Consider the following 15,517-nt stretch of genomic DNA (forward strand, 5'->3'; position numbering starts at 1 on the left):
AGCACTACTTTTAGCCTGTTTAGATTTGCCATAGCGTAAAACATTTTAATTTAAATGCAAATTTATTCAATTTGGCTGAAATCGCCAAAGATTTTTCACTTTTTTTAACATAAAATATTTGGTTGTAAGTGAGTCACTACTGCATAGTACACTTCATGTAAACAGTTTCTTCACTCTTTGAACCGTACTTATACCCTTGCCACTCAACTTTGCCACATCCCTTATGGAATATCCTTTGCGGAGCAGATTTATTACTTCCCTATATTCCGTTTTCATCTGCTCTACTGTCTTTACCGAGCCGACCTTGCGACCAAGTTTTCCGTCTTTCTCTATATACCGCTTTCTGCCTGATTGCAAACGGAACGAGATATTTTCACGTTCCAATTGCGCACAGGTAGAAAGCGTGGCTATCATTATTGGGGCGAAGAGGGACGGATGTCCATCATCGTCCAATAAAGTAAGCTGCTCCTTTTGTATATAGAGGTTGATGCCACAGTCAATGAGTTCCTTGACAGAGGCAAGAACCTCAAACGCATTGCGACCTAACCTTGACAGCTCGCTGACAAGAAGAATGCCTATGCGTTTTTCCTTGCAAAAAGCTATTGCCTCACACAACACTGGACGCTCCTCATTCTTCCTCGCGCCAGAGATATGCTCCTCAAAGACTTTACGGACTTCGATATCTTTATACTTTGCATACTCCGACAAGTCCTTGACCTGTCTTTCCGTGCTCTGCCTGTCACCAATACTGGAGACACGAGCGTATATTATTCCTGTTGTCATTTTTATCAAAGATTAAATTGAACATGAAAAAGCCTGTGTCCAGATAAGTCTCGCAGATTTATTTGAACACAAGCGTTTTTTGAATACAGCCTGACGGCAATTTACCAACAAAAGGGAAGAAGTAAGACTTCCCCATTGTTCGCACTCTGCTATATGTCTTAATCAAACACGCCATTAAACAGATTGACCGCCTCTATCTTCTTTTCAAGAGCCACTTTTGCATAAACTTCGGTTGAAGTTATGCTTCCATGTCCCAAAACATCCTTCACTGCAGATATATCTGCTCCTGCTGAGATAGCCAACGATGCTGTCGTATGCCGTGAGCAATGGTAGGTCAAATCCTTTTCTATACCAGCCTTTTCTTTAAGCCTTCTTACGTATTTCGATACGTTGTCTGACTTCTTGACAAGGTGAAATACAAGACTTTCCGGATTGTCATCCGTCCGAGGTGGCAACAACGATTGCGCCATTTCATTGAGCGGAATAATGGGAGGACGCTTTGTCTTTCGATGTATGATGCTGATTGTCGGCACGCCATCTATCGTTTTTATATCACACCACCTTAGATGCTGCATATCGCCAAGGCGAAGGGCAGTCATGGATGACAAACCAAATGCCAGTTGTACGGTTCGTTCATTCTCACATTCAGCTTCCACCGCCAGGAAACGTGTGAGTTCTTCGGGCGTAAGATACTCTCTGTGTTTGTCTGGAGCATGGAAGCGTTCCAACTTGTTTAGACTGTGTACAGGATTGAATTTTACAAGTCCTTCACGCATAGCCTTGTTAAATATCGCTTTGACTGTTTCCTCAAACAACAGTAATGTGTAATCAGCCAACCGTCCTCCGTTGGTCTTGATTTGGCGTTTGTTGCGATACTTGTTGCGCATATAGTCAAAAAGACCGCAAATTTCATCTTTACTGACATCTTTCAGCAGGATGTCTTTCTTATCTACTCTCCGTAAATAAGTAGCAATACGCTTGCGGACAACATTCTTATGACCTATCATCTTCTTGCAGTTGCCACAATCAACAGACCATTTGATATAGTCATCGCACCATTGTAGCCAAGTCAAGCCGTTGCCTTGTTCTTCGCTTTTGGCATTCTCTTTCTCCAATATAGGAGGGGTGAGGATGCGCTCTGCTCGTATCTCCATAGCCTTGTTGTATGTAAGCCGATTGTGCTTTGCAGCACCAACGGCATGATCGGGCAAGAGATAGAGGTGCAAGTTTTCTCTCTTACGGTAGCCACTCTCGTAGTATTCCAGATACAAGGTTCTTTTGCCTTCCGTCAGCTTACGTTCCTTGATTTCTATCTTCATTGTATTACAGGTATTTGGTCAAACATTCCGTTCACGAGGTTCACGGTTTCCAGCTTCTTCTTGTCAACAATCTTGGCGTAAATCTCCGTCATCTTGATGCTCTTGTGTCCGAGTATCTTGCTTACTACATAGATACTTGCACCAAGGGTCAGGAACATCGTAGCCGCCGTATGTCGTATTTGATGGAAAGTGATATGCTTAGTGATTCCTGATGCCTCAATCCATTTTGCCAAAGGTTTGGAAATCCAGGATGGGGCAGGAAGACCTTCAAATACTAATTGGTCGGGATGTCCAGGTTCTCCGCATAGATCATACGCTTGCTCAGAAATAGGCATGTACTCAACGCCCTTTGTCTTCTTTTGGTCGAAGTTGATGCGATAGTGAGTACCTTCCTTTGTCAATTCTTTCCATGTCATTTTCATAATGTCACAATGTCGAAGACCTGTCAAAGCAGAGAAAAGGGCTGCACGTTTGATAGTGGCATTGTCGCATGGTGTACAAACCAATCGGTTAAGTTCCTCTAAGGTAAGATGCTCTCTTCTTGCCTCTTTCTCTTTTATACCTTTTATCTTAGCTGCAATATCAGATACAAAATATCCATCAACAAACGCTTGCTTTAATCCAGCCTTGAATATTGCGAAATAAGTGGAAGCCGTATTTTGTGAGATTGTCCCTTTCTTGTTGCCCCCTTGTGGAGCATCCAACAAGAACAACCTAAAATCCTCAACCAGCTTTGTGTCTATGTTGGCAAAGATCATGGGCTGATTGTCGGTAAAGATGAGCATCAGTGCATATACACGATTCCAATTTACGATAATGAATCTGAACTATTCCTGTGCCGAATATCTATTATGCTCTTGAAATAGGTAATAAAATCACATTGCGATTTCTCTTTCTGTTCCAATAAAGAGGCTTCTGATTCAGAGTAAAGTCCTATGGTATCATATTCCTTTTGTCTAATAGCCCTGACCTTATCTGCATAGATGCATGATTCTTGGTCAAGCTCCGACTTGCAGAGTATAACACCATTGACATCACGTTTCGGCTTATATGTTACACTTCCGTCAGAAGCTGTTCTTGCCGTTCTGCTTTTGTCCCATATCGGAGTGGTTATAGTACGGTTGACATACTCGCGCACTCGCTGTGGTTTGCCTCCGTTTTTGGAGATAACCGGATATGACTCTATGTAAAGATACCATTCCTTACGAAACTCTGCCTTGCGAAGTTTCACGGAAACACGGGTGTGGGATAGAGATTTCTTCATAAGGATGCTTATTTATAGAGATTGTCTATTTCCTTTTTGGGCACATATACGAAATTGCCGATTTGCCGAGTAGGAATTGAAAACTTTCTGATTTGAAGATAGAGTGTACTGTCATTCATGTGATATTTCTCACACGCTTGCTGTATCGTGTAGCAATCCTTTGGTTCCAAACTATACAGCTTGGGAATGGGCTTGGGCTGCTTTTTAAGCAGACTCTTCCTTAGAGGGTACATCTCCATAAGCGTTTCTTTGCTTACCCGTGTTTGGCGTTGCCCTACATTAACACTTGGAATAACGCCCTTTCGGATTTGGCGATAAAGGGTTTCCTTACTGATGCCAAACAAAGAATAGGCTTCGGGAACTGTTATGTACTCCTGGTCATTGGGAATAGCTTTGGCTATAGCATCCAAACGTTCATTTCTTTTCTCTTCATCTTTCCTGCGCTTAAATGCAACTTTAGAACATCTTGGTGAGCAATACCAAGACGTGATAGTCTTTGCGACGAATGGCTCACCGCAAATCTTGCATTTCCTTGTTATCTCAAACTTTGCTGCACCCATACAATTCTACTTTATTATTACTTATGCTTGTTAAGTGTCACATTATCTACCAATAAGTGTTGACACAATTATGGCACAATAATACAGCTAATATCCGAATATAACAAAAGAAATACAAAGTTTAACTAAAAAGAAAAGGAGGTGTGTCGTAATGCACGATGCACCTCTTTTTTTGTTCATCACTATACAAATCTGTTCACTTTCTTTAAGCTGCGATCTTTTGAAGATTTCTTTGATTTATGTGTTCCCAGCATCTAAAAACAGCAGTTGTAAGCTCATAAAACAGTCTAATCAGCCAGTTCATACCCTTTTTTGTCAGTTTTGCACACATCTTTTTTATATTGAAGGCAATGGCTAGGAAGGCAAAGTCCATGAAGACCTTGTCCTTTCCAAAATGTCGGAAACGTTTGTAGTTCATATTGTTTTTAATTTGTCCGAACACGGCTTCCGGTTCTATGCATCTCTGCCCTCTGTGTTTCAGTCCTTTCTCAGAGCAGAGCAGTTCTTTGGCTCTCCGCTTGTATTGTCTAAGCCTATGATTCAGTTCTATCGTCCTGTTTCCTTTTGCTTTAAAACAGCGGCATCGCAGGGGACAGCCTTCACACCTGACAGCTCTGTACCGTGCATTTTCGTTGACATATCCGGATGCGGTTTTCACATTCCTGGTGCCTATCCTCCGCATCCTTTGCCCCATAGGGCAGATGCAGAAGTCATGTTCTTCATTGTAGTAGAAGTTTTCGGCCTTGAACGGGTCCGGTTTGAATCTCGGCCGCTGCTCCATGTGGAAATAGTTGTACTTTACGTAGGCTTCCATGCCGTTTTCGGACATGAAGCGGTAATTCTCTTCGGAGCCATAGCCGGAATCAGCAACCACCGTATGGGCCATCCGGTCATACCTGTTTGAAAAAGATTGCAGGAAAGGAATCAGGGTCAGTGTATCCGTAGGGTTCGGGAAGAGTGCAAAATCGGTGATGAACTGATTTTCGGTGCCGATTTGAAGGTTGTAACCGGGCTTCGTCTGTCCGTTGCGCATGGCATCCTCCTTCATTCTCATAAAAGTAGCGTCCTTGTCCGTCTTGGAATAGGAATTCCTCTCTTGCAGCGTTTCCAGATGGCAGTCGTATTCCTGCAGTTTGTCCCTGTGTTCTTCCAGTTCCTTCAACTGTTTGCGTTTCTTTTTCAGTTCAGTCTTTTCCTCTTTCGCGGATGGCTCGGAAACCTGTTCCAGTGCATGACGCAATTCTCCTGCCATTTCAGTCAGCATGGCCGGAGTGAACCCAACCTCCTCATTGTTCTCTGATGACTTCTCCCGGGCAATGACATCGTCTATCTGCCCTAACAGGACATGTATCTTCTTCATCAGGCGTTCACGGTTCCGCTCAACCGTTTTTCGCCAGACGAAAGTGTACTTGTTGGCTTTGGATTCGATCTTTGTCCCGTCAATGTATTCCACATTCAGGCTGATGAAGCCTTTGGAAGAGAGAAGAACTACGGTTTGCGTAAACACCTCGTTGATTTCCTTCTTCACCCGGTTGCGGAAACGGTTGATGGTAATGAAATCCGGTTTCTCATATCCGGCCAGCCAGATATAATGGATGTCACGGTGAAGGAGCTTTTCAATTTTCCGGCAGGAGTAGATGTTGTTCATATAGGCATACAGAATGACCTTGAGCATCATCCTGGGGTGGTAAGGGCTGCGCCCGCATTCCTTATACAGCTTTCTGAAACTTTCAAGATTCAAGCCCTCAACCAGGGCGTCAACCATGCGTACCGGATCGTTTTCTGCAATATCCTCATCAATTCTTTGAGGAAAAAGAACGGTTTGGTTGGGATTGTAAGGACGAAAATGTATCTTTGTCATAGTGAAATTCTTATGCCTAAAGATACAAAATCTTTAGGTAATAACAAAGCCCCAGCTTGTGAAAGTCGGGGCTTTGTGCGTAAAAAACAGAAGGTGTGCATTTTGACACACCTTCTTTATCTATCTATACCTTTCGGTAGTTATCTATACCTACTTAACTTTGTATCATTTAATTCGTAGAAGTATAGTCCTACGAATTAAATGATACAAAGTCGCTATTTTATTCGAAAGAATGATAACCTATACTTCCCAAAGAGAGTATAGCGTACAAAATTAAACAGGACCTAAGAAGCTTTCGGTACAAGTGAAATAGCAAAACCTCCACCAGATGCAGTGCTAATTTTCAACGTTGTTTTATTAGTGACAGTCTTTGTCTCAATCACATAATCTGTGGGATTATTACGATAATGAGCCTTCTTACCATCACGATAAATCGTAGCAATATACTTTTGCCCTGTAGGAAGAAATGAAAAATCAATTGTCGCAATACGAGGAACTTCACCGTTAGTACCACCTACAAACCAATTGTCAGTATTCTTTGCACATCGAGCTACAGTTATATATTCCATTGGTTCAGCTTCAAGGTAATAACTTTTATCCCAATCAAGGGCCACATCTTTAATAAACTGAAAAGCGTCGAGATATTTCTCATAAGTTTCCGGAAGATCGGCAGCCATCTGAAGCGGACTTGACATTGTGACATATAACGAGAGCTGGTGGGCAAGTGTAGTATTCACCCACGATTTTTTATCAGAATTATATTTTGTTATATCATTCTCAAACAACCCCGGAGTATAATCCATCGGACCACCAATAAGACGGGTAAATGGTAGTATCGTTGTATGGCTCGGCTTACTTCCTCCAAAAGCCTGATACTCAGATCCACGTGCAGACTCATTACTAATAAGGTTGGGCCATGTTCGGCAAAGACCAGTAGGACGTACTGCCTCATGAGCATTTACCATAATCTTGTAATCAGCAGCCTTTTCAACAGCATACTGATAATGATTAACCATTCGCTGAGTATAATGATGTTCACCTTTGGGTATTATATCACCAACATAACCACTTTTAACAGCCTTATATCCATTATCCACCATAAACTGATATGCTTGATCCATACGACGTTCATAATTGCGTACAGCACCAGATGTTTCGTGATGCATAATCATCTTTATGCCTCTGGACTTGGCATAATCCCGTATTTCAGGCAAATTAAAATCAGGATAGGGGGTAACAAAATCAAATACATCTTCCTTAAAATTACCAAACCAATCTTCCCAACCGATATTCCATCCCTCAACTAGCACGGCGTCAAAACCATGTTCCGCTGCAAAATCTATATATCGTTTCACTTTCTTTGTAGTAGCCCCATGACGTCCATGAGGCTTAGCATGGGTATAATCTGTTTTTCCAAGATGAATATTAGGAAAATCCCATGTATAGCTCCAATCGCTTTTCCCAGTAATCATCTCCCACCAAACACCAATATACTTGGTAGGAAATATCCATGAAGTGTCCTTGAGTTTACATGGTTCATTAAGATTGAGCGTGATACGGGAGGCGAGAATGTCACGGGCATCATCGGAGACAATGATGGTGCGCCAAGGTGTATAGCAGGCACTTTGCATATATGCCATCTCCCCATTGACATCGGGCGTAAGCCATGACTTAAATACATAATTTTTATCATCAAGATTGAGGTGCATAGCCGGATAATTAACTAAAGCAGCTTCATGAAGATTAATATATAAACCATCATCGGTCTTTAACATCAATGAAGTTTGTACTCCAGTAGGCGAAAAAGACGTCTGTGACAGGTTGTCAGAAATCGATTTTTCCATTAATCCACGTATTTCCGAAAGCCGACTACGTGTGTAATCATATTCCTGTGTATCATAATCTCCTGGAATCCAATAGGCCGTCATATCACCCGACATAGCAAACTCCGTGCACTCGTCTGTGATAACAAAATAACTTAATTCGCGCTGCTGTGGGAACTCATATCGAAAACCGAGTCCATCATTAAAAAGTCTAAAACGTATAGACATTAGACGATTGGTATCCGCTTGCCTGAGATCTACTAGCACTTCATTGTAATGATTACGTATGACCGATTCTTCTCCCCATACAGGTTGCCACGTTTCATTCAACGAATCATTTGTTACAGCAGTCATTTTAAACTTTTCAAATAATTGGTCTGAGTTTTTTAGCATAAATCCAAGTCCACTTGGCTTTATAACAGTTTTCCCCTTATAATACAACGCATAAGTCGGACGCCCTTCTGAAGATAAAGAAAAATTCATTTTCAGATTGCCGTCAGGCGATGAAAATAGCTGTTCGGCAAAAGCTGAGGTTGTACATGCCAAGCAAAATGCCAAACTTAAAGATTTAAATAGTTGAGTTATCATAAATGTCAAAATAATACAAAGATTATATTTTAAATAATTTTGCAACAGCACCACCGCCACGAGCAACAGGAATTGAAAGCGTCGTATTAGCAGTTACTTCACGAGTTTCAATCTCTACCGGATAAGGATTCCTTTCCCAATCAGCATCACATCCATCGCGATAAATAATAGCCTTATATTTACTGTTAGCATCTAGAAAAGAAAGACTGATATTAGCTATACGGGCTTCTGCACCAGTAGCAGTAGCCAAATACCAAGAATCATGACCTTTACTTTTACGGGCAACAGTTATATATTTCCCAATCTCAGCTTCCGGATAAGTCGTTTTATCCCAATCGGTAGGACAATCACAAACAAATTGAAATGGACCAGGATTATTCTCGTAATTTTCAATCATATCAGCAGCCATTTGAAGCGGCGAATAGAGAATCACAAACAGTGCCAGTTGCTTGGCAAGTGTTGTATTGGGATGTGTCTGTGGCATTGCGTCATTCTCAAAATTGAATATAACCGGAGTAAAATCCATAGGGCCAGCCAATCCCCGGGTGAATGGTAAAGTCACTGTATGTTCCGGCGGATTACCACCTTCTTCATTCCATGCATTCCATTCTTGTCCGCGTACTCCTTCTTGAGTCATTAAGTTCGGCCAAGTACGTTGTAACCCTGTGGGAATGACAGGCTCATGATTGTCGATGGCAATCTGATATTTGGCGGCAGTCTCAATCACCTTACGGTAATGTCTCACCCCAAACTGACTACTATGGTATTCTTTATTGTCTAGCAAATCTCCAACATAACCGGTTTTGACATAGTGCATTCCATTTTGCCGATAAAGTTTAAATGCATCTTCCATCTGCCTTTCATAATTAGCAATTCGCCCACCCGTTTCATGATGGCCAATAAGTGCAACTCCTTTACTACGTCCATAATTATTAATATGTGTAATGTCAAAATCCTTATACGGATGTACATAATCAAAATTCCATGACTTCCAATCTGGATTCCAACCTTCCACCAATACTCCACCAAAATTATTTTTAGCAGCGAAATCCATATAACGAATAGTATTTTCTGTTGTAGCTCCATGCTGTGGTCCATCATACCATGTGTGAGTTTTCATGTGGTAACACCACCAAACACCAAGATAGCGTTGCGGCTTTATCCACGAAGTATCCATTATCCGACAAGGTTCATTCAAATTAAGCATGAGACGTGAAAGCATCATGTTACTGGCATTGTCAGCGATTATCAGTGTACGCCATGGACTTACCCGTACACCAGTAACAAATACCTTTTCACCACTACTCCATGGTGTAAGCGCAGCACGAAGTACATTACTTCCCGGTGTAGCTCGTACATTCATAGCAGCGAAATCTGTCAAATTAGCTTCATGAAGTGCTATATGCAATCCTTTGTCAGTACGTATGGTGACCGGAGTACTCGCCCATCCTATCTTATCTATAGGGAGTTCACGAAATAGACCTTCGTAAAAACGTATCCCTTCTACTGGAAGTGACCAACTCGTATGGTTATCTGCAAAAGTAAATTCGGTAAGTTCATCCATGATTACAAAGTCACCCAATTGTGCTTGACGCGGAAATTCATAACGAAATCCGACACCATCATTAAATACGCGAAATACAACACTAATCTCACGACCTGGAGCTATTTTCTTCTGCACGAGATCAAGCGCCATCTCATTATAGTTATTTTCAATTACCGATTCTTCACCCCATACCGGATTCCACGATTCCGAAACAGTATTACGCCGAATACTAGCAACTGAAAATCCGGTAATCATGTCAGGAACGTCTTTTAGCTTCAAGCCCAATCTCGATTGCGACAACACTACTTCTCCGCCACGAACAATCCGATAAAAGATCTCCCCTTTTTTAGAAACCTCGAACGTCACTATTATATGCCCATCCGGGGATGCTATATGATGGGTATTACTACCCATCATCAACATGCTCGAACATAATACAAAGAAGCAACTAATAAAAATTTTATGTATCATTTCAGTTCAATATAATCAATAAAGAACATACCATTACCACTACCCTTACAGATATCAACATCATTCACGCCTTGGTTAAGTCTTACAGTTACAGTCTGATCTTTCCAAACATATTGTTCATCAAAAGAAATCTGCTTCTCATCTCCGTTTACCTTAAAAACACCAGCACCCGGAATATCAGAGGAAGCACGTCCTCGCACAATAACTGTATAATCGCCAGTCACAGGTACCTCAACAGCAAAGAGCACAGAAGCGCCTTCACCCGTAAAATTACCCACATAACCAAACCCGTCAGAGTTCTCCGCTATCGGCGGTAAATCCGCATCGTCTATTGTCCAATCGTTTTTGCAAGACATCAGTCCTACTGTTATCGCTATAAAAAAGGAAAATATAATCTTTTTCATTTCGGTCATTTCTTACAAATTAATAATCGGTTGTTACTTTTGAACTTTCACACTGCCACGTAGAGCAGCAACTTCAGCCTGATAACGTTTGCATGAAGATGTGATACGAAGAATACGACATCCATGTGCAGGTATGTTAACTTTATAAGCACCTTCAAAAGCACCTAAATCAGAATGAGTCCAAAGATCACGTATATTACTAACTTTTCCTTCTTTAATACCTAAATCACGCAAAAAGTTAATAGACATATTTGAAGCTTCTTCCTCTCTGTTGAACAATCCAACAATCCACTCACCATTAGGCAATTGCCCCACCCATTTCGAGCTTGCAATTTCTGATGGATTACCCGACATTGGACGTGCACTAAATCCCATTTTATTAAGTGCCAGAATTTCCTCGTTTTGATAAAAACGCTCACACCCATTAGCTGTATCATACTGATCGGCAATAGCTATGGGCGAACCGGTTATAGCCATTAGTGATACCCAAAACTGACGTTCTGTATCACTTTCACAAGTATTTAACCTAATAAAGTCGCCATCCATCATGATTTGCCCACGGGCGGCTACATCACTAAATCCAACAAAACCATCAAAAGCATTGCCCCACTGTGCCCAACGGTCTTGTTGAATGCCACGACGACGATTACTGATAAAATCCCATCCCCCACCGAAAACATCCTCACTAATACGAAAAAGATCACCGTATGGAATTTCGTTAGCGGCATGATCGAAACAATTGGGCATTACCAAAGAGATAAAAATTTCATCACCCGCTTCTTCCTTAATCCAACGAAGAGCCTTCACATAACGTTCTGTACCATAAGCATCTTCGTAATAGTTCAGAAAATCTATTCTAAGAAATGAGAATCCAAGATCAATAAAATAACGTACATACCCTTTAATCCACTGTTCAGCACCCTCCTTATCTGTATCTACCCAATAAAGATAATCATTAAAATTAACATTTCCCTTGATATCACGAGTGGTCTTTGTAGAGCCTTTCACTGGTAAATTGTTCTCATAAGCTTTTCTCGACATCCACAACGGATCGTAATAAATCCCTGTTTTCAAACCTTTCTTCTTGTTATAATCGATCCAATAGGCAAAATCATGACTCCAAGCGTCATTATACTTCGTTATATATCCATTTTCATTTACAGTTTGTGCTCTTTCAATCCAACCATCAGTGCATACCATATCATAACCGTAAGAGAGAAAATTCTTGGCTACCCAATCTACCGATTTTTGATAACGATCCTCGGCCAATGGGCTATCAGTTACAAAACACTGTTCGTAGGCCATCCAATAAAGAGGACCAGCGCCATGTCTCGTAAATCTACTATCACGAGCACTGACTACTACTGAAACAAAAACAAGTCCACACAAAAATATACTTCTAATATTCATATCATTTTAATTTAATAGTTTATTACTATAATTACAAATTTACTCTATCTTGAACACGTAAAGTGTCATTCCCTCGACATCGACTTCGATTCGATATTTTCCACTGTTTTCTAGAGAAATACCCCATGACGCAGCCAACGGATTACCAGGTCCCTGAACTTTCTTCATCCTATAAATGCCACTGTCTTCTACTAACTCACGATATCCATCACTATCGCCTTTTTCTGGTATAAGGAAAACCACTTGATCCCAATTTCCTTTAGATGTAATGAAATTGAATTGACGATTTCCTTCTGCCTCAGTATAATAAAGTTCACCTTCCCAACTAAAACGTTTGGATGCCTCATCATATATCAATTGTACTCCCGGATCATTTGAATCAGTACCAGAATTACCCGCAACCCCCTGTATATACAATTCGTTAATCTCTGGTTTGTCAAGATCGCGAACCTTTTCTAACGTAACTGTTAAGGATTCAACATCCACTATAATTTTGTATACGGCACTACCTTCTTCCGGTATTCCGAAAAATGCATCTTTTAGTGTACCTTCACCTTGTGAGCAACGTTGCAACCTATGGGTTCCAGGCTGTATGACTTCGATATACCCGTCAGCAGTAGCATTTTCCGGAACAAGAAAATCAACTTGGTCCCATTCACCTTTTTCTGTACAAAATTTGAACTGCTTATTTTCTGTATTATAATGGATTTCTCCCTCCCAAGTGAAGATATTCCCATCGGACGAATCCATATATAGCCCATCAGGTGAATACCATTTGCCAGATGCATTTCCAAGCATATAAAGTTCTGGTCCTAATTCAATTTCACTAAGCCAAGTCGCAGTAATAGTAATGTTCTTTTTACCCTTCGAAGCGTCTACTATAATTCTATAATTGCCGGGGGTCTCAATGTTCCATTTGCTATCAGGATTACCGGTAGGCACATACTCCACAGCTACGTCAGCAACACCCGATTTATTTATGACTGTTCCCGCTACAACAGGCATAAGAAACTCATCTTCATATTTTCCATTATTATTAATAGGGCATTTCATCTCCCCCTGTCTAAGCGCTCCTTCATACTGAAACACATTTGGTGAAATATTTTCCATTGGATAGGGATTATTAATATCCCAACCAGCCGGGGTAGCATCTCCAATAATAAAAAGTTGATTTAGTTCAAACTCTTTTTCATCAAGTTTCTTTACTAATACAACAGTTACCGTCATATCTTTCACATTAATAGTGATATCGTAAATACCATCTTCTCCTTCATGAATACCCCAAAAATGGTCTTCAAGATCTCCGGTCAGTTCTGAACAAAGACGTGCATTATTAGGTGCATTCTCTCCAAATGTAGTATAAGCATAAGATTTTCCACCCACCACGCCTGAGGAAGGGATGATATAATAAATTTTATCCCAATCACCTCGTGCAGTACAAAATTTAAATTGTTTATTGTCACCGTAATAACGCAATTCTATTTGATAAGTAAATATATTCGGATTAGATGTTTTTTCCATCGGAACAGCCAAATTAGAATCAAAATTGTTTTCTGCCCCATAACCAAGAATATAAATCTGTTCATAGAGTGAAGCATCACCCGTTTCAACAACCTTTAGTTCCTTTTCTGCATCACAGCTATTCAGCAACACTGTGAAGAAGAATCCCACTATCAATAATAGGTAATTATATATTGTCTTCATCTTTTGTTTCATTGTTTAAAAGTTCAAATAAGTTTGCGGCATCAATAGCCAGGATTTTGTTTAAGATTATGGTTTGTATCCAATGATTTACGCGGAATGGGGAAAATCTTTGTATGATCATCTTCATCGGGCGTCTTATCCCACCATGAACCTGTATTGAATTTCCCGAAACGAATCAAATCGACACGACGACGTCCTTCACCAAGAAACTCGCGTCCCCACTCATCCAAGAGTTCCTGTTCATCAAGTGTAACACCTCCTTCCGGAACATAAAGATAATCACTCCATCTCTCTTGTGGATAATTGCGTTTACGCACGGAATTGAGTAAAATTCCAGCTTTCGACAATTCCCCCAAACGAAAACGACACTCTGCTAAAGCATATATGATTTCCGGAAGGCGTATTTCCACAAAATCCGATTCCATTTGACCGGATTCATCATCACTATAGAATGGATACTTTACATAATGCCATCCGGACTGATGGTCTCCTGAACGGAGATTACTAGTTTTGTTTATAGGCCATTGATTAGGACGTAGTCCCTTAAATTGTCCGACAGCATCACGAATATACAATTCATAACTACCATCAGGGGAGGTCATATTCCCCCTCACCCCATCTTTTACAACAGGAATAGAACCAAACAGGAACAACCCCTCACGTTTGTTGTTACCAAGATTTTTGTAAAGTTTCAATCTGACATCTTCAGGATAATTACGAAATTTCTGAGCAGTATTACCGAGTGTATAACTGTAAAGTTTACCATTCAGATCATAGCTTGGAGTAAGGGCATATTTGCAGTTATGATCACCACCTTCGCTTTTGGAATCATTAACGTAATATTCCATCTGTTGTGGGACGCTCCACCAAAACGTATCACCTTTGTAAAGCCAAAAAGTATAATTCTGACTACTGGGAAAAGCGAAGAGAACCTCATCAGAAATATCATTATTCCAGTCAAATACTTCATCCCAACGGTCTGCTACCTGATAGGTTCCATATTCTCCATCAACTATTTTCTGGGCATACGTAATGCACTCTGTCCAACGTGCTTCTCCAATATATACTTCAGCATTCAGATATAAGCGTACCAATAATGCCGCAACTCCAGCTTGGGTCCATTGCCCTTGTTCGTTACCGTTGCCACCAAGCCCCGATTTAGCATTGATTAGATGGAGGATTTCTTTTAGTTCATCTTCTATAAAAGTAAACAGCTTTTGGGAAGAGACTTGTTCGCCAGATCCACTTTTAGGATCAGAAGAAGTATAGAGAGGAACATTTCGGAACTTATCAAGTAAACGCAGATACAGCCAAGCTCGAAGAGCACGATTCTGAGCTTTCAGATTACTGAATTCCTGCTCGGAAAAGCCAAAATCAGCAGGATCCAATCTACTAAGATCATCTATTATGTAATTACTTTGCATAATACCTGTGTAGCAACCATCCCATTCCATATCAAGATATTTACTTTCAGGAGTTAACTCATGGTATTGAAGAGCCCGCCATTGTCCAGCATCATCCCACCACCCATCACGTGTACAGGTCATTATTTGGTCTGCCGTTAGTTCGTTAAGAGGAATATTTGATTGAATAGACCAATAAGCATGTTCAAAGGGGCGAAGAGCTGCTCGTATAACATCTGTCTTAGTGTTATAGTAATTATCACTCATAACATCACTATATACAGTCTCACTCAAATCCGTGCATCCAGTTGTAATGACAGTGAAAACGAATCCGCCTATAATGGCCAATATTTTAGATTTCATGATTTTAAAATTTTATAA

General features: G+C 40.6%; 10 protein-coding genes and 1 pseudogene. All 11 read right to left on the minus strand.

The annotated features are described in order from the left end of the window. Window positions 1-153: 153 nt before the first annotated feature. A complete protein-coding gene (locus K8P02_RS16490; RefSeq protein ID WP_025867462.1) occupies window positions 154-783 on the minus strand; it encodes a recombinase family protein in 630 nt (209 codons plus the stop codon). Window positions 784-941: 158 nt separating this feature from the next. Further along, window positions 942-2,102 carry a tyrosine-type recombinase/integrase gene (locus K8P02_RS16495; protein ID WP_025867463.1) on the minus strand — a complete coding sequence of 387 codons (1,161 nt, stop codon included), beginning with the start codon at window positions 2,100-2,102 and terminating at the stop codon, window positions 942-944. Then, window positions 2,099-3,366, minus strand: a pseudogene (locus tag K8P02_RS16500) (site-specific integrase). Before K8P02_RS16500 ends, K8P02_RS16495 begins: the two are co-directional and overlap by 4 nt. A gap of 8 nt (window positions 3,367-3,374) precedes the next feature. Beyond that, window positions 3,375-3,926: a helix-turn-helix domain-containing protein gene (locus tag K8P02_RS16505; RefSeq protein ID WP_025867464.1), complete on the minus strand. Its 552-nt coding sequence runs from the start codon at window positions 3,924-3,926 to the stop codon at window positions 3,375-3,377. A gap of 205 nt (window positions 3,927-4,131) precedes the next feature. Beyond that, window positions 4,132-5,787 carry an IS1182 family transposase gene (locus tag K8P02_RS16510; RefSeq protein ID WP_004312012.1) on the minus strand — a complete coding sequence of 552 codons (1,656 nt, stop codon included), beginning with the start codon at window positions 5,785-5,787 and terminating at the stop codon, window positions 4,132-4,134. Window positions 5,788-6,071: 284 nt separating this feature from the next. Further along, window positions 6,072-8,198: a glycoside hydrolase family 97 protein gene (locus K8P02_RS16515; protein ID WP_025868206.1), complete on the minus strand. Its 2,127-nt coding sequence runs from the start codon at window positions 8,196-8,198 to the stop codon at window positions 6,072-6,074. A gap of 22 nt (window positions 8,199-8,220) precedes the next feature. Next, window positions 8,221-10,215, minus strand: a complete 1,995-nt coding sequence (locus K8P02_RS16520) for a glycoside hydrolase family 97 protein (RefSeq protein WP_032579563.1) — start codon at window positions 10,213-10,215, stop codon at window positions 8,221-8,223. Beyond that, complete coding sequence (locus K8P02_RS16525) at window positions 10,212-10,619, minus strand: CBM35 domain-containing protein (RefSeq protein WP_162173726.1); 408 nt, start codon at window positions 10,617-10,619, stop codon at window positions 10,212-10,214. The genes K8P02_RS16520 and K8P02_RS16525 overlap by 4 nt, the downstream gene beginning before the upstream one ends. Window positions 10,620-10,652: 33 nt before the next feature. Continuing rightward, window positions 10,653-12,029, minus strand: coding sequence for an alpha-galactosidase (locus tag K8P02_RS16530; RefSeq protein ID WP_025868204.1), 1,377 nt, complete (start codon window positions 12,027-12,029; stop codon window positions 10,653-10,655). Between the two features lie 39 nt (window positions 12,030-12,068). After that, the gene (locus K8P02_RS16535) at window positions 12,069-13,733 is read right to left on the minus strand and encodes a SusF/SusE family outer membrane protein (RefSeq protein WP_195534200.1); all 1,665 of its coding nucleotides are present in this window, start codon (window positions 13,731-13,733) and stop codon (window positions 12,069-12,071) included. A 41-nt stretch (window positions 13,734-13,774) separates the two neighbouring features. Next, window positions 13,775-15,499, minus strand: a complete 1,725-nt coding sequence (locus tag K8P02_RS16540; protein WP_025868202.1) for a RagB/SusD family nutrient uptake outer membrane protein — start codon at window positions 15,497-15,499, stop codon at window positions 13,775-13,777. Between the last annotated feature and the right edge of the window lie 18 nt (window positions 15,500-15,517).

Source organism: Bacteroides nordii (assembly GCF_019930665.1).
In the GTDB taxonomy this organism is placed as follows: domain Bacteria; phylum Bacteroidota; class Bacteroidia; order Bacteroidales; family Bacteroidaceae; genus Bacteroides; species Bacteroides nordii.